At 69.6% G+C, this 18898-nt stretch carries 11 protein-coding genes and 1 pseudogene; 3 read left to right on the plus strand and 9 right to left on the minus strand.

The annotated features are described in order from the left end of the window. Nucleotides 1-8: 8 nt before the first annotated feature. The 6 genes from ACWFR4_RS39725 to ACWFR4_RS39750 are packed head-to-tail and all read right to left on the minus strand — an operon-like array spanning nucleotide 9 to nucleotide 8600. Complete coding sequence (locus ACWFR4_RS39725) at nucleotides 9-728, minus strand: GH12 family glycosyl hydrolase domain-containing protein (RefSeq protein ID WP_453656515.1); 720 nt, start codon at nucleotides 726-728, stop codon at nucleotides 9-11. A 47-nt stretch (nucleotides 729-775) separates the two neighbouring features. After that, nucleotides 776-2983 carry a glycosyl hydrolase family 95 catalytic domain-containing protein gene (locus tag ACWFR4_RS39730; protein WP_453656516.1) on the minus strand — a complete coding sequence of 736 codons (2208 nt, stop codon included), beginning with the start codon at nucleotides 2981-2983 and terminating at the stop codon, nucleotides 776-778. Next, complete coding sequence (locus tag ACWFR4_RS39735; protein WP_453656517.1) at nucleotides 2973-4967, minus strand: beta-galactosidase; 1995 nt, start codon at nucleotides 4965-4967, stop codon at nucleotides 2973-2975. The genes ACWFR4_RS39730 and ACWFR4_RS39735 overlap by 11 nt, the downstream gene beginning before the upstream one ends. After that, nucleotides 4964-5890, minus strand: coding sequence for a carbohydrate ABC transporter permease (locus ACWFR4_RS39740; RefSeq protein ID WP_453656518.1), 927 nt, complete (start codon nucleotides 5888-5890; stop codon nucleotides 4964-4966). Before ACWFR4_RS39740 ends, ACWFR4_RS39735 begins: the two co-directional genes overlap by 4 nt. Continuing rightward, nucleotides 5887-6924, minus strand: a complete 1038-nt coding sequence (locus tag ACWFR4_RS39745; RefSeq protein WP_453469905.1) for an ABC transporter permease — start codon at nucleotides 6922-6924, stop codon at nucleotides 5887-5889. Before ACWFR4_RS39745 ends, ACWFR4_RS39740 begins: the two co-directional genes overlap by 4 nt. Next, a complete protein-coding gene (locus ACWFR4_RS39750; RefSeq protein WP_453656519.1) occupies nucleotides 6924-8600 on the minus strand; it encodes an extracellular solute-binding protein in 1677 nt (558 codons plus the stop codon). The genes ACWFR4_RS39745 and ACWFR4_RS39750 overlap by 1 nt, the downstream gene beginning before the upstream one ends. A gap of 210 nt (nucleotides 8601-8810) precedes the next feature. Between ACWFR4_RS39750 and ACWFR4_RS39755 the strand changes: the two genes are divergently transcribed. After that, nucleotides 8811-11633 (plus strand): glycoside hydrolase family 3 C-terminal domain-containing protein, encoded by a 2823-nt coding sequence (locus ACWFR4_RS39755; protein ID WP_453656520.1) that lies wholly within the window; start codon nucleotides 8811-8813, stop codon nucleotides 11631-11633. Continuing rightward, the gene (gene yicI / locus ACWFR4_RS39760; RefSeq protein ID WP_453656521.1) at nucleotides 11630-13855 is read left to right on the plus strand and encodes an alpha-xylosidase; all 2226 of its coding nucleotides are present in this window, start codon (nucleotides 11630-11632) and stop codon (nucleotides 13853-13855) included. Before ACWFR4_RS39755 ends, yicI begins: the two co-directional genes overlap by 4 nt. Nucleotides 13856-13873: 18 nt before the next feature. On the opposite strand, the gene ACWFR4_RS39765 is transcribed toward yicI, so the two are convergent. Then, nucleotides 13874-15598, minus strand: coding sequence for a cellulase family glycosylhydrolase (locus ACWFR4_RS39765; protein WP_453656522.1), 1725 nt, complete (start codon nucleotides 15596-15598; stop codon nucleotides 13874-13876). A gap of 211 nt (nucleotides 15599-15809) precedes the next feature. On the opposite strand from ACWFR4_RS39765, the gene ACWFR4_RS39770 reads away from it, so the two are divergent. After that, nucleotides 15810-17063 carry an RNA-guided endonuclease InsQ/TnpB family protein gene (locus ACWFR4_RS39770; RefSeq protein ID WP_453656523.1) on the plus strand — a complete coding sequence of 418 codons (1254 nt, stop codon included), beginning with the start codon at nucleotides 15810-15812 and terminating at the stop codon, nucleotides 17061-17063. Between the two features lie 23 nt (nucleotides 17064-17086). Here ACWFR4_RS39770 and ACWFR4_RS39775 read toward each other — a convergent pair whose 3' ends face one another. Then, complete coding sequence (locus tag ACWFR4_RS39775; RefSeq protein WP_453656524.1) at nucleotides 17087-18565, minus strand: glycoside hydrolase family 43 protein; 1479 nt, start codon at nucleotides 18563-18565, stop codon at nucleotides 17087-17089. A gap of 236 nt (nucleotides 18566-18801) precedes the next feature. Beyond that, nucleotides 18802-18898: pseudogene (locus ACWFR4_RS39780) on the minus strand (peptidoglycan-binding protein); the annotation flags it as partial.

Consider the following 18898-nt stretch of genomic DNA (forward strand, 5'->3'; position numbering starts at 1 on the left):
GTGGGGGATCAGCTGCTGGAGACGTTGAAGCTGTTGGTGGTGAAGTCCAGACCGCCGGACGAGGACGTGATTTCGTAGCCGAACTGCATGTCACCGATGGTCTCGTCGCCCCACCAGCCCTTGGTGTCCTTGATCCACTTGAGGATCGGCAGGACGTTGACCGTGCCGGACGTCGAGTCCGAGGTGCGAAGGAACGAGTAGACCTCGTTGGCCCCGTTATTCCCCTTGTAGACGGTCCAGGTGTGCCCACCCAGAGTGACGTTGCCCTGGGAGGTGCCTAGCGGGCCGACGGCTCCGTTGTAGTTGACCCAGAGCATGACCTCGTAGTCGTAGTCGCTGTCCCAGATGTCGTACGACGTGTTGTACGCGCCGGACGACGGCACCGTCACGTTGTAGCTGCTGGTGAGGGAGGACAGCGAACTGATCGACTTGTTCACGACCTTCTTCGCGTTCGGGTAGGACTTGATGCCGCCCGTGTTCGGGTGGTCGGCCCAAACACCCCAGTTCGACGAAGAGTTGGCCCAGATCGTCTGCGCACCCGCGCCCGAACCCCAGATGTTGTTGTAGAGGGTGTAGCCGTCCGAGGTGGTGTAGTTGCCCCACTGGTCGGAGGAGGACCAGATCGCCGCCTGTGCGGGGGAGGTGGCGAGGGCGAGCAGTGCGCCGCCCGCGAGGACGGAGCCGAGGAGCGTGCGGCGGCGCAGGGAGTGTCTTACGGTGGGTGCCATGGTGTCCTTCCATGGTGGGAGGAGCCCGTGGGCTCCGGTGGGGGGAACTAGCGCGTCCTCATGGTGAGTTCGCGGTCCTCGCCGGCGGTCAGGCGCAGCAGCCCGTCACCGCCGGCCGGGGTTCTGAGGTCGATGTGCGCGTCGCGCTCCGGGCGTACGACGGCTGTGCAGCTGCCGCCCGCCCACGTCAGGTCGACGCGGGCGCCGAACCGGGTGCGCAGGCCGCGCACGGCGCCGCGCTGCCAGGCCGGCGGCAGCGCGGGCAGCAGCACAAGGCGGTCGGGCGTGGACTGCACGAGCGCCTCGGTGAGCAGGGCCGGCAGGGTGTGCGCGGCGTCGGCGTTGTAGACGTCGCGGTCCGGGTAGTGCGAGGTCATCAGGGAGTGGTGGAAGTAGTCGCCGGTCAGGACCTGGCGCAGCGCCGCGGCCACCCGTTGCGGGTCGCGCAGTCGGGCCGCGATCAGGGCGTGGTGCAGGTGGCCGTGTGCCGAGTGGTTCTCGGCGCCGCGCAGTTCGAGCGCGCGGTGTGCCGCCTTCGCCAGCTCCGGGGTGTCGTAGGGGGTGATGTCGTGGTGCGGCCACACCGGGTAGAGGTGGCTGAGGTGCCGGTGGTCGTAGGCGTCGTCCAGGCCGGGCCAGGCCCATTCGGCAAGCGCGCCGTCGGAGTTGACCCGGTAGTCGGGCAGCCGGTCCGCGAGCGCGTTCCAGCGGTCGCTGTCCGGTCCCGGGTGCCAGGCGGCGGCGGTGCGCAGGGCGTGCCGGGCCGCCGCAATGTCCATCGTGGCGTTGAGCGTGCCCCAGCTCGCGTTCGCGGGCCGGTTCTCCGGCGAGTACGACGGCACGACCACGAGGCGGCCGTCGGGTCCTGTGCGGGTGAGGAAGTCCTCGTAGAACAGGGCGAGCTCGGTAAGGGCGGCGGCCAGCCACGCGGGCCGCTCCCCAGTCGTCTCGGCCTGCTCGACGAGCGGGGTGAGCAGCCAGTCGGCGCCTGCCGTCCACAGGTGCATCGGCCACTCCCGCTGGAAGTGGTATGTGTGTCCCGACTCGCCGTCGGTGTGTGCGGGCGCGACGATGCCCCGCGCCCCGAAGATCTCCCGCGCGTTGTCCCGCCAGTCGGCCAACTGTTTTTGAATCAGGGCGCCTTGCGCCTGAGTCACCTCGGGCAGGTCGCAGGCCGCCGCGGACGCCGTCTGGAGATTGAGGTTGGCGTCCGTGGTGAATGCCCCCGACCAGGCCGTGCCCCACTCGCCGGTCCACAGTCCGGTGAGCCGGGGCGGCAGCGCGCCGGATGCGCTCAGCAGGTGGTAGCGGCCCGCTGCGAACAGCCGCTCCAGCAGGGCCGGGCTGTCGATCCGTTCGAGCAACTCCGTGCCGGGCAGGCTGCGTTCGGAGCGTGGCGCGTCGAGGGTGAACGTGACCCGTTCATAAGCGGCGCGGTGCGGGGCCTCGTGCCGGGCGAGCAGGGTCTCGTAGGTCTCCTCCAGGTCCGGGCCCGCCAGTGAGGCGAGCGCCGCTGCCTCGGCGCCCGCGTCCAGTTCCCCGAGATGCCGCCGCACCCGTGTGAGCAGCAGTAGCCCGTCCGCGCCCTCGATTCGTAGCCCCGTGGTGCCCACCGAGCGCCGCCCGCCGTGTATCAGCGCGACCGTCACCCCGGTGTACGCCAGATCGCTGTCCGGGTAGCGGCAGCGCAGTGTCAACTGGGCGCCCTGGGGGGTCAGGACGACGCTGCGGCCGACCCCGAGCCCGCCCGGCACACCGGCGAGGCGGGGGTCCAGGGACACATCGCCGTCGAGCCCGGGCCCGGTGATGTACTGCACGACGACATCGTCGGCCCGCGACACGAACACCCGCCCGCGCCACCCGCTGCACTGCGCCTCGGCCACCCCCGTCGCGAAGGCGACCGCGCGCCGGTAACCGCGCCACACCACGCTGTCCCGCACGAACCGCACCTGGAACGCCGGATGGAACGCCTGAACCCAGCGCAGCGCCCGGCCGTCCGTGAACTGCTCGGCCGCCGTGACGTCGCCGGCCAGCAACTGGTCCTGGATATGCGGGAGGTGGGCGGCGAGCGCGGGCGGCCGTGGGCGAGGTTGGCTGTCCGGGCGGACCAGCGTGTGATGGGTGATGATCACGCGGTCATCGTGCGGGTCACCGAACACAAGGGCGCCGTGGGTGCCGTTGCCGCTGAGGAATGCGTCCTCCCAGCGTGTGGCCGGCGCCGGTTCCCAGGTGCCGTGCGGATGGTCAGCCGGCACTGTGCCCCCGCGTCGTCCCGGGAGCGAGCACTGCGACACCGAACCGCCCGAGAGTCACCGAACCGCAGTGCCCGGCCCCCGTCAGCACATCCCGGTACGTCGTGTCGTCCGGCAATGTGACGGTCACCTCGTCCCGTCCATGGTGCAGCAAGAACAGCAGCTGGCCGCGGCGTACGGCCTCCACACCTGCGGGGAGGCCGGGCAGCGGAGGCCGTACGCCTGCCTCGGCCGCCACGTCCTCGAGCAGTGAGCGCAATGCCGGGGGTTCGGGAAGCGTCGACAGGTACCGGGCCCGGTCGCGCCGCAGCACGGCCGGCAGTCCGTCGAGCTCGCCACCGCGGTACACGGCACTGACCTCGGTGCCGGGTTCGGCCGTCAGCTCCTCCGACCACAGGGTGCCGGTGAACTCGCCGCAGTCCACGGTCTCGTCGGGATCCAGCGGCCACCACTCGTGCACCGTACGGATCCCGAACAGCGCGCGCAGCCGCGCGTCCATGCCGCCGGGCCGCACCCGGTCGTCCGCGTCGGCGACCCCGGTGAAGAATCCGGACACGAGAGTGCCACCGCCGCGCGCGTACGCCAGGAGATTCTCGATCGCCGCGTCCGTGAGCAGATACAGGTGCGGCACGACCACCAACTTGTAGGCCGACAAGTCGTGTTCGGGGTGCGCGAAGTCAGTGGTGAGGTGGGCCTCCCACAGGGCCCGGTGCCAGGTCCGCACCACGTCCTCGTACGCGACGTTCGCCGACGGCCTGCCGTCCTGGCAGCCGGCCCACCAGGAGTGCCAGTCGTGCAGCACGGCGACGTCGGCGGCAATTCGTGTGCCCGGCACTTGCAATCCGAGCTCCGCCAGTTCCGCACCGATCTGCTTCACCTCGGCGAACGTACGGCCCTCCTCGCCGGCGTGGCCGACCATCCCCGAGTGGAACTTCTCGGCGCCTTGCCGGGACTGCCGCCACTGGAAGTAACAGACGGCGTCGGCGCCGCGCGCCACCGCCTGCAGCGACCAGAGCCGGTTGAGGCCGCGCGGCTTGGGGTGGTTCACGCCGCGCCAGTTGACCGGCCCCGCCGCCTGCTCCATCACCATCCAGGGCCCGCGCGCCTGGCTGCGCGTCATATCGGCGATCATCGCGTTGTACTGACCGCCCAGCGGGTCCCGCGGATCCGGGTACACGTCGACCGACACCACGTCCTCCCGCTCCGCCCACGCCCACGCGTCCTGGCCGATCCAGAACGGCATGAAGTTGGTGGTGACCGGGACTCGGGCGGGGGAGTGCCGTCGGACGATGTCGCGCTCGGCCGTGTAGCACTCCAGCAGCGCGTCCGAGGTGAAGCGGCGGAAGTCGAGGACCTGCGCCGGATTGTGCAGGTACTGGGCGCGGCGCGGCGGGATCACATCAGCCCACGTCTCCACGTGCTGGCTCCAAAAAGCGGTGCCCCAGGCCTCGTTGAGCGCATCCAGTGTGCCGTACTTCGTGCGCAGCCAGTCGCGGAAGGCGCGCGCCGCCTCGTCGCCGTAGTCGAAGGTGCAGTACTCGTTGTTGATGTGCCACATCCGCAGGGCGGGGTGGTGGCCGTAGCGGATCGCGAGGTCCTCGGTGATCGCGGCGGCATGGCGGCGGTACGCGCTGGAGGAGTGCGCGAACTGCTGGCGTGAGCCCCACCACACGGTCTGCCCGTTCTCGTCGCGCGGCAGCGTCTCCGGGTGCAGGCGGCCCAGCCATGGCGGCGGTGACGCGGTCGGCGTCGCGAGGACGACGCCGATGCCGTGGGTGTGCATCAGATCCATCAGCCGGTCCAGCCAGCCGAACTCCCGGGCCCCCGGACTCGGTTCGAGCTTCGCCCAGGAGAAGACGCCGAGCGTGACCGAGGTGACACCGGCCTCCTTCATCAGCCGGACGTCGTCGGCCCACACCTCCTCGGGCCACTGTTCGGGGTTGTAGTCGCCGCCGTACAGCAGGCGGCCGTCGTGTGCGATGGTCACCCCTTCACCGCCCCTGTGAGCATGCCCTTCTTGAAGTGGCGCTGGACGAACGGCGAGGCGATGGCGACCGGGACGAGGGCGAGCACCATGACGGCCATCTGCAGCCCGAGCGCTGAGAGTTCACCCGTGCGGACCGCTTGCTGCAGGCCGGTCGGTGCCTCGGTGTGTTTCTGGACCAGCTGGATGAGGACGTTCTGCAGCGGCATCATCTGCTGGTCGGTGAGGTAGATGGAGGCGTTGAACCAGGCGCTCCAGTACCCCACCGCGTAGAACAGGGAGATCACGGCGAGCACGGCCCGCGACAGCGGCATGATGATGGTGAGCAGGATGCGCAGGTCGCTCGCTCCGTCGATGCGGGCGGACTCGGTGAGTTCGGGGGAGATCCCCATGAAGAACCCGCGCAGCACCAGGATGTTGAAGACGCTGACGGCACTCGGCAGGATCAGCGACAGATAGGTGTCCGTCAGGCCGAGCGACTGCACCAGCAGATACGTCGGGATGAGTCCCGCTCCGAAGAACATGGTCGCCATCAGGATCATCAGGATGACCCGCTGCCCGAGACTCCCCGGCCGCGACAGACCGTAGGCCGCGAGGACCGAGACCGTCATCGAGAACAGGGTGCCGACGAGGGTGACGCCGAACGACACCATGAGGGCCCGGCTCACCTGCCCGCCACCGAGCAGCTCCGTGTAGTTGACGAAGGTGATGCCCTCGGGGACGACGACGAGGCCGCCGGCGCGGTCGATCACGGGCTTCGGGGAGAGGCTGGTGACGATCACGATCCACAGAGGGGCGAGCACCCCGAGGCAGCACAGGGCGAGGAAGCCGCCCTTCATGGTGAGCCCGGTCCTGCTCGGCGCCTCTTCCCACGCGGGACGAGGCGGCGCCTGCAAGCTGCGGATCAGCTGCGTGTTGAGGCTCATTTCTGGTACACCCCCTGCTCACCGAGCAGATGAGCGAACTTGTTCGCACCGAGTACCAGACAGATGCCGATGACACCCTTGATCAGCCCGACCGCGGCCGCGTAACTGAAGTCGCCGAACTGGATGCCGACGTTCCACACGTAGGTGTCGAGGACCTCGCTGGCCCCGCGGCCGACGGCGTCGCGCTGGAGCAGGAACTGCTCGAAGCCGACGGAGAGCGCGTCGCCCACCCGCAGGACCAGGAGAAGCGCGATCACCGGGCGCAGCGCGGGCAGCGTCACGTGCCATGTGCGGCGCCAGCGTCCCGCGCCGTCCATGGCGGCGGCCTCGTACAGGTCGGTGGAGACGGCGGCGAGCGCGGCGAGGAAGACGATGATCCCCCAGCCCGCGTCCTTCCACACGGATTGCGCGGTCACCAGGAACTTGAACAGGGACGCGTTCGTCATCAGGTCGAAGCCGCCCCAGCCGTGCTGCTCCATGGTCTGCGCGATGATGCCCGCGCCACCGAAGATCTGCTGGAAGACGGTGACGACGAGGACCCACGAGAAGAAGTGCGGAAGGTACATGATCGCCTGCGCCACGGCCCGCACCCGGGGCCGGATCACGCTGTTGATGAGCAGCGCGAGGGCGATGGGGATCGGGAAGAACAGCACCAGTTGGAGCAGGAACAGCACGATGGTGTTCTTCACCGCGGTCCAGAACTCCGGGTCGTCGAGCATGCGGGAGAACTGCTCTATGCCGACCCAGGGGCTGTGGAAGATCGCGGTGATGCCGTTGCTGGAGGAGTACGGGTCGTAGTCCTGGAAGGCGACCACGTTGCCGAGCAGCGGTACGTAGTTGAAGAGCAGGAGCAGTCCGATGGCGGGCAGCGTCATCAGGATGAGCGCGCGGTCGCGGCGCAGCCGGACCCGCCAGGGGACCTTGCCGGCCGCGCGCTTGTCGGGAACCGCCTTCGGGGCGAGGGCGGCCGCCGGTTCCTCGACGGCCGCCGCGGGACGTGTCCCGTCGGGCCTGCTCCCGGCCGTGAGAGACATCAGTTGCCGCTGCCGTTCTTTTCGATGAGCTTCTTGTACCAGTCGCGCAGCTTCTCGCCGCCGCCGGACTTCCAGGTGGAGATGGCCTGCTGCAGGTCGGACAGCTTCTTGTTGCCGCGTACGTAGTCGATCTCCAGCTGCTCGAACGGCGAGGCCAGGTTCGCGTAGCGGGACGGTTCGACGATGTTCATGCCGTAGGTGGAGGTCTTCTTCGTGAACGCGCCCATCCGCTGCTCCCACTCCACCTGCTTGCGGGTGATGTCGGGGAGGTCGGGGTGGGCCAGGTAGGGGGCGGGGGCGGCGAGCATCACCCAGGCGTTGATGGCCTCCTGGTTGCCCTGGTCCGTCTTGACGGGCAGGCCGTCCTTGACCGTGTAGTGGGTGCCCTCGACGCCGTAGTCGACGAGCATCCGCTCCTTCGTGCCGTAGGGCGCCGCCGCGAAGTTGGCGGCGGCCAGCGCGTTCTCGACCGTGGTCTTGGAGGCGCCCTTGCGGATGAACGACCAGATGGTGGCGGGCTGGCTCGCGTACAGCGTCGGGTCGCCGCCGTCGGGACCGAAGATGTCGATGGCCCCGCAGACGAAGTCCGGGTTGGCCTTGGCCTGTTCGGCGCTCTTCACGTACCAGTTGGAGATGTCGTTGTTGTAGACGAGGATCTGGCCTGCGGTGAAGCGCTGGCCGGCGTCGCCCGTGCGGGCCTTGTCGTCGGGGTGTACGACGCCCGCGTCGAACAGCTTGCGGGTCCACTCCAGCGCTTCCAGGTATTCGGGCTGCTCGATGCGGTACGTCAGCTTGCCGTCGTCCCCGATGTTCCAGCCGAGCGTACCCGAGGCGCGGACGCCGAAGATGTTGAAGGCGGTCCAGGACATGTCGCCGCAGGCGTACACCTTGGCCTTGGCGCTCGTGGCGTCCTTGGCCCAACTGGTGAACTCATCAGGCGACTTGGGGACGTCGTAGCCCTTCTTGTCGAAGATGTCCTTGCGGTAGTAGGGCACGATGAAGGTCGCCCTGGCGCTCGGCATCGGGATGGCCCGCAGGTCACCGCCGAAGATGCTCATGCGCCAGGAGTCCGACGGGATCGCGGCGAGGTTCGGGTACTTCTTGACCTTGTCGCCCGCCAGGTAGGGGCCGAGGTCCATGAACTTCGCCGCGACCGCGTTCGGGATCTTGCCGGTCAGCTCCCAGCTCGGCACCACCACCATGTCGGGTATGGAGCTGCTCGCGAGGACAGCACCGAGCTTCTCGCCGTAGGTGTTGCCGTCCTGGTTCTGCCAGGTGACCTTCGTGCCCGCCGCTTTGTCGACCGCCTTGTAGTAGGCGCAGTCGCCCTTGGGAGCCGTGCCCCAGAGCGGAGACATGATCTTGATGGGCGCGCCGGTGCCGAGCTTGTTCGGCGCCGAGGTGACCAGCGCCGACAGGGCCACCTTCCCGGTGTAACCGGATGCCGAGCCGTTCTTCGACGGCACGTCGGGCTTGGCGAACTTGCTGGCGACAAAGGTCGGCAGCAACTTGTCGGCGGCCTTCCCGGAGGTCGTGCCTTCCCGGTCCTTGTTCTCCGACCCGCCGCATGCGGCGAGCAGCGGCATCCCGCCGGCCACCGCTGCGGCGGCCACGGCGGTGGAGGCGAGGAAACTTCTCCGGCTGGGAGCGGAGGCGGAGGGCGAGTTCGGCGTCATTGCGGTAACCCTTCGGGGAACGCGTCGCGCATTTGTCGAAGCGCTTCGATGTTGCAGCGAGGCTAAGGGAGCGCTTCCACGGTCACAAGAGCGGTGCACAGAATTCCTGAACGTGCTTTCCCGGTCGGCCACTTGACACCTGCCAGCCAGACTGCGGAGCATCGAAGCGCTTCGAAGATTCACTGACCTCTTTCGCCAAGGGACCCGCACGTGACCGAAAGACTCCCGCTCCACCCGGACGCGGCACCGCCCACGGACAAGCGCGTCGACGACCTGCTGTCCCGGCTCACGCTCGACGAACGCATCGCGCTGCTGCACCAGTTCACGCCGGGTGTGGAGCGGGTCGGCCTCGCCGCGTTCCGCACCGGGCAGGAGGCCCTGCACGGCGTTGCGTGGATGGGCCCGGCCACCGTGTTCCCGCAGTCCGTCGGGCTCGGCGCGACCTGGAACGACGACCTGGTGCGGCGGATCGGCGACGCCGTCTCCGCCGAGGTGCGCGCGATGCGCGAGCGCGACGACCGGATCGGCCTCAATGTCTGGGCGCCCACGGTCAATCTGCTCCGCCACCCGCTGTGGGGCCGGAACGAGGAGGGCTACTCCGAGGACCCGCACCTCACCGCAGCCATCGCCACCGCCTACACGCGCGGCCTGCGCGGCACCCACCCCACGTACTGGCGCACCGCCCCCGTCCTCAAGCACTGGCTCGCCCACAACAACGAGACGCTCAGGGACACGTCGAACTCCTCCGTCTGCCCTCGCGTGCTGCACGAGTACGACCTCAAGGCCTTCCGCGCCCCCGTCGAGGCGGGCGCCGTCGCCGGCGTCATGCCCGCCTACAACCTGGTCAACGGCCGGCCCAACCACGTATCGCCCCATCTGCGCGAGCAGTTGCGGACCTGGACCGGCCAGGAACTCCTCGTGTGCTCGGACGCGGGCGCGCCCAGCAACCTCGTCGACTCCGAGCACTACTTCGACACCCACGAGGAAGCCACCGCCGCCGCCCTCGTCGCCGGCGTCGACAGCTTCACCGACCACGGCACGGACTCCTCGACGATCACCGGGCGGATACGCCGCGCCCTCGACCAGGGCCTGATCTCCGAGTCGGACATCGACACCGCCGTGCGCCGGCAGCTCGATGTGCGGATGCGCCTGGGCGAGTTCGAGGACCGCGACCCCTTCGAAGGCGCCGGGGCCTTCGACACGGAGGAACACCGCGCCCTCGCGCAAGAGGCCGCCGAGCAGGCGGTCGTGCTGCTCAAGAACGACGGCCTGCTGCCGCTGCCCGACACCGCCCGCATCGCCCTGGTCGGCCTGCTCGCCGACGAGTGCAAGGCGGACTGGTACAGCGGCACCCTCATCCACCGCTCCACCCCGCTCGACGGCCTCTGCGAGCGGTTCGGCACCGAGCACGTCACCTTCGCGGAGGGCGTGGACCGGGTGCGGCTGCGGTGCGACGCCGGATGGCTGTACGTGCCCGAGAGCGACGCCGACGCGAGCGTGCGCGGTGCCGAGGGCGCCCTCGACCCCGCCCTCCTCGCCGGCCGCACCGACCTTCCGCCGCTCACCACCGCCACCGAATCGGGCACCGAACTCGCCCTCGCCGACTGGGGGAACGACGTCCTCACCCTGCGCGCACCCGACGGCCGCTACCTGTCCGTCGCCGAGGACGGCTTCGTGCGGGCGTCCGCCGAGCAGCCCGGCGGCTGGGTCGTCCAGGAGACGTACACCCTGGAACGGCACGGAAACGCTCACCTCCTGAGGCACACGGGCACGGGCCGGTACGTCGCTGTCGCCGCCGACGGCGTGAAGGTTGCCGAGCAGGGCACGGTTTTTGAGGTGGAGTACGTGGAGCGCGGCACGGACGCCGTGGCACGGGCAGCCGCCGACGCCGACGTGGTGATCGTCGTCGCGGGCAACGACCCGCACATCAACGGCCGCGAGACCGAGGACCGCACGACGCTCGCCCTACCCGACCACCAGGACCGGCTGTGGCGAGCGGCCCGCGCCGCCAACCCGAACACCGCTCTGGCCCTGATCAGCGCCTACCCCTACGCCGTGCCCGACGCGGACACCGAACTCCCCGCCCTGCTGTGGACCGCCCATGGCGGACAGGCCGCGGGCCGTGCCCTCGCCCGCATCCTCGCGGGCGACGTCAGCCCCGCCGGACGCCTCCCGCAGACCTGGTACGCCGTCGACAGCGACCTGCCGGACCTGCTCGACTACGACGTCATCGGCTCCCGCCAGACCTACCTCTACTTCGAGGGCACACCGCTGTACCCCTTCGGACACGGCCTGTCCTACGCCTCGTTCGACTACGACGGACTCTTCGTGCAGCGCGAAGCCGACACACTTGAGTGCACCTTCACCATCACCAACACCGGCACCACCCCGGCCGACGAGGTCCCGCAGCTGTACGTCCGCCCGCTCGGCATGCCCGTGCCGCGCCCGCGCCGCCAGCTCCTCGCGCACCGCCGCATCGCCCTCGCGCCGGGGGCGTCGGAGCGCGTCACCTTCTCCGTGCCCGTCGCCGACCTCGGCCACTGGGACGTCGCCCGCGGCCGCTGGAGCGTCACCTCGGGCACGTTCGAACTCCTCGTCGGCGCCTCCAGCCAGGACATCCGCCTCACCACGCGCCTGCCCCTCGACGGCGACGAGCCCGCGCCCCGGCCTGTGCTCGTCGACGGCCTGGACGCGGCGGCGTACGACGAACAGCGCGGCACGGCGATCGTCGACCGCACGAAGACGTCCGGCGACGCCGTCACCGCGACCGGGCCCGACGCCGAACTCCTCTACAGCGCCTGCGACCTGGGCACCGACGGAGTCAACGCAGTGCGCCTGACGGTCGCAGGCGCGGGCACCGTCGCGATCGGGGACGGCGGAACGGTCACCGTCCCGGCAACCGGTGGCCCGTACAACTACGTCACACTGGACGCCGATTTCACCGCTCAAGGAGTACGTGACCTGCGCGTGCGGCTCGGCGGCGAAGTCCGTCTGGCCCGGCTCACCTTCATCCCACGGGGGACCACCGTATGAAGTTCACCGACGGTTTCTGGCTGATGCGCGACGGGGTCCACGCCGCGTACGCCACCGAGGTCCGCCAGATCCTGGCCGCCGACGACCGGTTCACCGCGTACGCCGCCGTCCGGCACGTCCGCGACCGCGGCGACACCCTCAACCAGCCTCTGATCACCATCGACTGCTTCGCCCCCGCCGAGGGCGTCATCGGCGTCCGCTTCACCCACCACGCGGGCAAGCGGCACCGGGGCCCCGACTTCGAGCTGCTGCCCTCCCAAAGCGGCGCCGGCGCACAGGTCACCCGCGAGGGCACGGTCACCGAGCTGAAGACGGGCCCGCTCACCGTCCGCCTGGACACGGCAGGGGAGTGGGGCCTGGAATTCCTCGACTCCTCAACAGGACGCCAACTGACGGCTGTCGAACACAAGGGCACCGCCTTCGCCACCACCCCCGACGGCGCCCACCACATGGTCGCCCAGCTCGCGCTCGGCGTCGGAGAGCACATCTACGGCCTCGGCGAACGCTTCACCCCGTTCGTCAAAAACGGCCAGACGGTGGACATCTGGCAGGCCGACGGCGGCACCAGCAGCGAACAGGCCTACAAGAACGTCCCGTTCCACCTCTCCTCCCGCGGCTACGGCGTCCTCGTCAACCACCCCGGGAAGGTCGGCTACGAGATCGGCACGGAGTCCGTCGGCCAGCTCCAGTTCAGCGTCGAGGACCAATCGATCGAGTTCTACGTCGTCGCGGGCCCGACCCCGAAAGACGTGCTGCGCCGCTACACCGCGCTCACCGGCCGCCCCGCCCTCCCGCCGGCCTGGTCGTTCGGACTGTGGCTCACCACCTCCTTCTGCACCGAGTACGACGAGGAGACGGTCACGTCATTCGTCGACGGCATGGCCGAGCGCGACATCCCCCTCACCGTCTTCCACTTCGACTGCTTCTGGATGCGCGAGTACCAGTGGTCCGACTTCACCTGGGACCCGGACGTCTTCCCCGACCCGGTCGGCATGCTGCGCCGCCTCAAGGCGCGCGGCCTGCGCATCAGCATGTGGATCAACCCGTACATCGCCCAGAAGTCCCCACTGTTCGACGAGGGACTGGCGTTGGGCCATCTGGTCCGCAAGCCGAACGGCGACGTCTGGCAATGGGACCTGTGGCAGCCCGGCATGGCGCTCGTCGACTTCACCAACCCGGGCGCGCGCGACTGGTACGCGGGCAAGCTGCGCGGCCTGCTCGACATGGGCGTCGACAGCTTCAAGACGGACTTCGGCGAGCGCGTTCCGACCGACGTCGTCTGGCACGACGGCTCCGACCCCGAGCGCATGCACAACTACTACGCGCACCTCTACAACCGCACCGTCTTCGAGCTGTTGGAGAAGGAGCGCGGCAGCGGAGAGGCGGTCGTCTTCGCCCGCTCGGCGACGGCCGGCGGCCAGCAGTTCCCGGTGCACTGGGGCGGTGACTGCTTCGCGTCGTTCACGGCGATGGCGGAGTCGCTGCGCGGCGGCCTCTCCCTGTCCCTGTCGGGCTTCGGCTTCTGGTCGCACGACATCGGCGGCTTCGAGGGCACCCCCGACCCTGCCGTCTTCAAGCGCTGGCTCGCCTTCGGCCTGCTCTCCTCGCACAGCCGCCTGCACGGCAATGTCTCGTACCGCGTGCCGTGGGCATTCGGCGAGGAAGCGGTGGACGTGGCACGGAAGTTCACGCGCCTCAAGCACCGCCTCATGCCGTACCTGTACGGGGCGGCGGTCGAGGCGCACCGCACCGGCGTCCCCGTGATGCGCCCGATGCTCCTCGACTTCCCGGACGACCCCACGTGCCGGGTCCTGGACCGCCAGTACATGCTCGGCCCCGACCTGCTCGTCGCGCCGGTGTTCACGGCGGACGGCGACGTCGAGTTCTATCTGCCCGAGGGCACGTGGACGCGGCTGCTGACGGGGGAGCGGGTCGAGGGCGGGCGCTGGCTGCGCGAGAGCCACGGCTTCGACAGCCTGCCGCTGTTCGTCCGTCCCGGCGCGGTCGTCCCGCTCGGCGCGGACGACGGGCGCCCCGACGGCGACTGGACCGACGGCGTCACCCTGCTCGTCGCGCCGGGCGCGCGAGACGTGACCGTGACGGTGCCGGACCACGACGGGAGCCCCGCCGCCGCGTACCGGGTGCGCCGGGACGCCGTCGACGGGGTGGTCACGGTGGAGGTGGTAGGAACAGAACTCCCGTACGAGGTACGGGAGTTGTAGCCCGTTCGGCGTGGTTGGTCAGGAGACGGCGGTGCCTGTCACCGTGTCTCCCGACCGCGTCACCTGGTACGTGACGGTGGCGCCGCTCCAGAAATGGAAGGTGAGAGTCACCGGCGCACCGTCCTTGAGGGAGTTCAGGAAGTCGGCGGTGAGCCTGAGCGTGCCGCCGTCGTAGTCCGGGGCGAACGCGGTGCCGAACTGCTGGTACGAAGTCCAGTCGGCGGGACCCGCGTTGATGCCGTCGGCGTATTTGGCCTCCATGGTCGCCAGGGAGTCGCCCCGGAACTGGGCGGGGGCCGCGAAGGAGCCGGTCGTCCCCGCCGCGTCCGCGAGGAGCAGCGGGTCATACGTCGTCACGTCGATCCTCCACAGCACCCCGGATGAGAACCGGGCCTGAAGCGTCGCGTTCACCCCGTACGCGCGGTCCCCCGCCAGCCGCGTCAGAGCGGCCGCCGTCAGCGTGAGACGGTCACGGGACACGGTGTAGTCGACGCCCTGGGCGAGCTTCGTGCCGTCCTGCCAAAGCCCCCTGAACGACTTACCGTTGAGGTTCAGGCCGAGCGACTGGTCCGTGACCGGGTCGGCCTTGCGGACGTACACCTTGTCGGACGAGACGGCACCCGAGCGCGTCGTCCAGCTCGACTTGATGAGAGCGAAGAGAACGGGGTCGCGCCACCGCAGCGTCTCGCGGTTCAGCAGCGAGAACGGGTCCCACAGCGCGGTGGTGACACCGTTGACGCGGGCCGTGTGACCGAGCGCCTCGAAGTACTTCAGGGCCTCGCCGCGCTCGACGTAGTCCTGATGCGTGTAGTCCGGGTAGCTCAGGAGCCCGTACTCGCCGAGGTACACCGGAATGCCCTTGGCGACGAACGTGTCGTGCATCCGCGCGAAGGCGTCGGTCATGTCCTGCTGGACGGTGGCGTCGAAGCGCGTGTAACCGGCGATGTTCACGCTGAACGGCCAGAAGCTGTAGTAGTGCACGGTCGCGACCAAGTTGGGGTCGTCGAACCCGCCGATGGTGGCTGCCAGGTCGTCCATGAGGGTCTGGTCCGGGGTGGCGCCGACGGTGGGCAGGACGAGCAGGCGCTGCGCGTTCGCGCCGCCCGACGCGCGCACGATGCGGTGGAACGAGGTGTTGAGCTCGTCGACCAGCTCCATCTTCCGGGCATCGTCGGCGTTGTCGAAGGCCGGTTCGTTGATGCTCTCGAAGAGCAGCGTGCGCGGCTCGTCCTTGAACGCGGTGGCGATCTGCTGCCAGGTCGCGTCGTAGCGGGCGAGCACCTGGTCGTGGTCGGTGGCCATCTTGTTGATCCACTGCCAGGAGTCGTGGTGCACGTTCAACACGACGCGCAGACCGTCCGCCTGCGCCCAGTCGACCACCTGCCGAACCCGGCCCAGGAACGCGGCGTCGATCGTGTAAGGCGCCTGCACCGACTGGTGGTTGCCCCAGGTGACGGGGACGCGCACGCTGCGGAATCCCTGGCTCTTGACGGTGTCGAAGAGCGCCTTGGTGACCGGCGGGTTGCCCCAGGACGTCTCATCGGGGATGGCGTCGAGAGTGTTGCCCAGGTTCCAACTGGGCTGCATGGCGGCGACGGTGTCCATGGCGGAGGCGGTCGCGGCAGGAGCGGGGCGGGCGGCCGCCACAGCCCCGGTCTGGGAGGTGCCGACGGTGGTGAGTAAGGCCAGGAAGAGGCCCGCCACCCATCCGACGCGGCGTCTGCGGCTCCGTGCTTGTCTCATACGGGGTCCCTTTCAGCGGCTGAGTTCAGCGTGCTCTTGCGAGGAACCCCGGGGGTTCACCCCCGGGAGGAATCGCATCCTGTGGTGGCGATGCGCAGCATCGCCGCGGCAACGGGGGCGGAGCGCACGCAAGAAACCGGGCCGCAGCGCCCGGCGAGGAATGTGCGCTGTTCGAATGCCGGTACGTGGGGCGGCAGGTAGCGTCACGGTCGTGAAGTTGACCGTGCAGGTGAAGCTCCTGCCGACGCCCGTGCAGGCGGTGGCACTTGAGGAAGCCCTGCATGCCTGCAATCAGGCCGCGACCTGGGTGTCCCAGGTGGCGTTCGAGAAGGACATCAAGCGCAACTTCGCCCTGCGTGAGCACACCTATACGGCGGTCAAGGACCGGTGGGGGCTCGGCGCTCAGGCGGCCCAGCACGTCATCAAGAAGACCTGCGATGCCTACCGCACGCTCAAGGTGAACCTGACGGCAGGAAACCTCGGCAAGCCCTCCTCCAAGCGCTACCAGCGGGCCACCGAGAAACCGATCGCCTTCCGCCCGACGGGCGCGCAGCCGTATGACGACCGGATGCTGTCCTGGCAGTACACGCAGCGCACGGTGTCCATCTGGACGCTGTCCGGCCGGATGAAGCAACTGGCGTTCACCGCCGCCCCCGAGCATGTGGCCCGCCTGGCCCTGTGCCGCAAGGGCGAGTCCGATCTGTTGTTCCGCGACGGCATGTGGTTCCTGATCGCGACCTGCGAGGTCCCCGAGGCCGAACTCAACGTCGGAGTCACGGAGTTCCTGGGGGTCGATCTGGGGATCGTGAACATCGCGACCACCTCGGACGGTCAGATCATGGCCGGACGCCGGCTGAACCGCGGGCGTCTGCGCGAGCGCACCCTGCGTACGAAACTCCAGCGTAAGAACACCCCGTCCGCCAAACGGCGCCTGAAGAAGCGGCGCCGTAAAGAGGCGCGGCGGGCGCGGGACATCAACCACAAGATCGCGAAACATGTGGTGGCCGAGGCAGAACGCACCGGTCGCGGAATCGCCCTGGAAGACCTCACGGGCATCCACGCACGGGTACGGCTTCGCAAGCCCCAACGGGCCACCCACTCCTCCTGGGCTTTTGCCCAGCTCGGAGATTTCATTACGTACAAGGCCCGCAAGGCGGGGGTGCCGGTGGTGCACGTCGATCCGGCGTACACCTCCCGCACCTGCGCCGAATGTGGGCACATCGACAAGGCGAACCGGGCCTCCCAGGCCCGCTTCGCATGCCGGTCCTGCGGTGTCGTTGCACACGCGGACTGGAACGGCTCCCGCAACATCCGTCACCGTGCGGAAGAGTTGTGGCGACGCGGGGTGCAGTCAACCGCCCCAGACCCACCCCCGAACACCGGGCGTGGGACAGGACGCAAACCCAGCACCACAGCCAGTGGCGCCCGTTGCGCAAGCCCGGGACTTTCAGTCCCGGGTCGTTGACTGGTCCCGGTCAGCGGTCGAGTTCAGACGGCGAGCGGCTCGTAGCGAAACCAGTCGAAGTGGGCGGTGCCGGTCGCGGCGTACAGGCCGATGACGCGGCCGGTGAACCCGCCGGCCACCTCGGTCGACAGATAGCGGCCGTCGAGGGCCGCGAGTGCGGTGAACGTGCCGTGCGGATCCTCGACGCCGAACGCGAGCGTGTCGGGGCCGGTGCGCGCGTCGCGCGGGGAGTCCGTGGGGGTCACGTCGACGCCGAGTACGAGCGGCCCGTCGGCCGTCGCCCGGGACGTGGAGGCCACCACGGTGCGCAGCGGTCCGACGCGGGCGATCACCCGTACTTCGGCGGCGTCGGCCTCGATCTCGTAGTGGTGCCGCTCGTCGAGCCGGACCGCAAGGCCGCCGGTGCCGTCCGCCGGGTCGAGGTGGGCGCGGACGCGGCAGGAGAGGTGCTGCTGCCGGTGGCCGACGAAGGTGACGTCGGCGGCGTCGGGGCCGTCCCCGAGGGCATGGAGCGTCAGCCGGCCCGGCCGTTCCTTCGTGGTGCAGTGCCGCGGGGAGCGGTGGCGGAGCGAGATCCAGGAGGGCTGCAGGTCGGCGTCGTCGAAGTCGTCCGTGAAGGGCTCGGCGGAGGCGGGCGCGGGCCCGGCCGTCGCCGGCGGGCCGACGACCGGCCAGCCGTCCTCCCAGGTGACCGGCGCGAGGAAGGTCTCGCGGCCGAGCACGTGCCAGCCGGGGGTGCCGCCGCGCGGCCGCACCCCGAGGAACACCATCCACCACGTGCCGTCGGGCGCTTGCACCAGATCGGCGTGCCCAGTGTTCTGGACCGGTTCGTCGGTGCTGCGGTGGGTCAGGACCGGATTGGCCGGGCAAGGTTCGAAGGGGCCGGTGGGCGCGGGGCCGCGGGCCACGGAGACGGCATGCCCGCGCTCGGTGCCGCCCTCGGCGATCAGCAGGTACCAGTGGTCGCCCACGTGGTACAGGTGCGGCGCCTCCGGGGCCTTGGCGCCCGGCGTGCCGGACCACAGCGGGCGCGGCTCGCCGAAGGTTTCGCCGGTGTACGGGTCGATTCGGACCTGGGAGATCCCGGCGACCGTGACCCAGCACGCGCCGTCATCGTCCCAGGCGAGATCCGGGTCGATGCCGGGGACGCCGGGCAGCGGGACCGGGTCCGACCAGGGGCCCGCCGGGTCGGTCGCGGAGACGAGCAGATTGCCGCCGCCCGAGCTCACATTGGTGACGACCAGCCAGAAGCGGCCGTCGTGGTGGCGCAGCGTCGGCGCGTAGATCCCGGCGGAGGAGGGTGTGTCCCAGGGCAGCCGCAACTGGCCGGGCCGGTCGAGGACGTTGCCGATCTGCCGCCAGTGCACCAGGTCGCGACTGTGGAAGAGCGGCACCCCGGGGACGTACTCGAAGCTCGAGCACGCGAGGTAGTAGTCGTCGCCGACGCGGCAGACGCTGGGGTCCGGGTGGAACCCGGGGATGACCGGGTGTGGGTCTGCCATGCTGTCTCTCTCCGTGGCGTTGAAGCGCTTCGATTCGCGGGGAGGATATGCACGGGGGTGACGGCGCGCAAGAGGTTGGACAGGACACAAAAGGCCCTGAAGTCCCTTCGTGCATACGAGACTTCAGGGCCACGACATCATCGATGCGCTTCAACCAGCAGTCGCTGGGCTTCCGCTCAGGCAGAGTAGTCTGCGCCGTCCTCCGCGCTGAACCGGGGCGGAGCCCAAACCGACTGTCAGTACGCGCCGTTCACGTTGTCGATCGAGCCGTACTTGTCGGCTGCGTAGTTGCAGGCGGCGGTGATGTTGGCGACCGGGTCGTAGCTGTCCATC

This window comes from Streptomyces sp. NPDC055140 (assembly GCF_053607285.1).

Excerpts from the sequence above, each read along its gene's own strand:
- ACWFR4_RS39725 (WP_453656515.1), bottom strand. The coding sequence starts at position 728 with ATGGCACCCACCGTAAGACACTCCCTGCGCCGCCGCACGCTCCTCGGC.
- ACWFR4_RS39740 (WP_453656518.1), bottom strand. The coding sequence starts at position 5,890 with ATGAGCCTCAACACGCAGCTGATCCGCAGCTTGCAGGCGCCGCCTCGT.
- ACWFR4_RS39745 (WP_453469905.1), bottom strand. The coding sequence starts at position 6,924 with ATGTCTCTCACGGCCGGGAGCAGGCCCGACGGGACACGTCCCGCGGCG.
- ACWFR4_RS39750 (WP_453656519.1), bottom strand. The coding sequence starts at position 8,600 with ATGACGCCGAACTCGCCCTCCGCCTCCGCTCCCAGCCGGAGAAGTTTC.
- yicI (WP_453656521.1), top strand. The coding sequence starts at position 11,630 with ATGAAGTTCACCGACGGTTTCTGGCTGATGCGCGACGGGGTCCACGCC.
- ACWFR4_RS39765 (WP_453656522.1), bottom strand. The coding sequence starts at position 15,598 with ATGAGACAAGCACGGAGCCGCAGACGCCGCGTCGGATGGGTGGCGGGC.
- ACWFR4_RS39775 (WP_453656524.1), bottom strand. The coding sequence starts at position 18,565 with ATGGCAGACCCACACCCGGTCATCCCCGGGTTCCACCCGGACCCCAGC.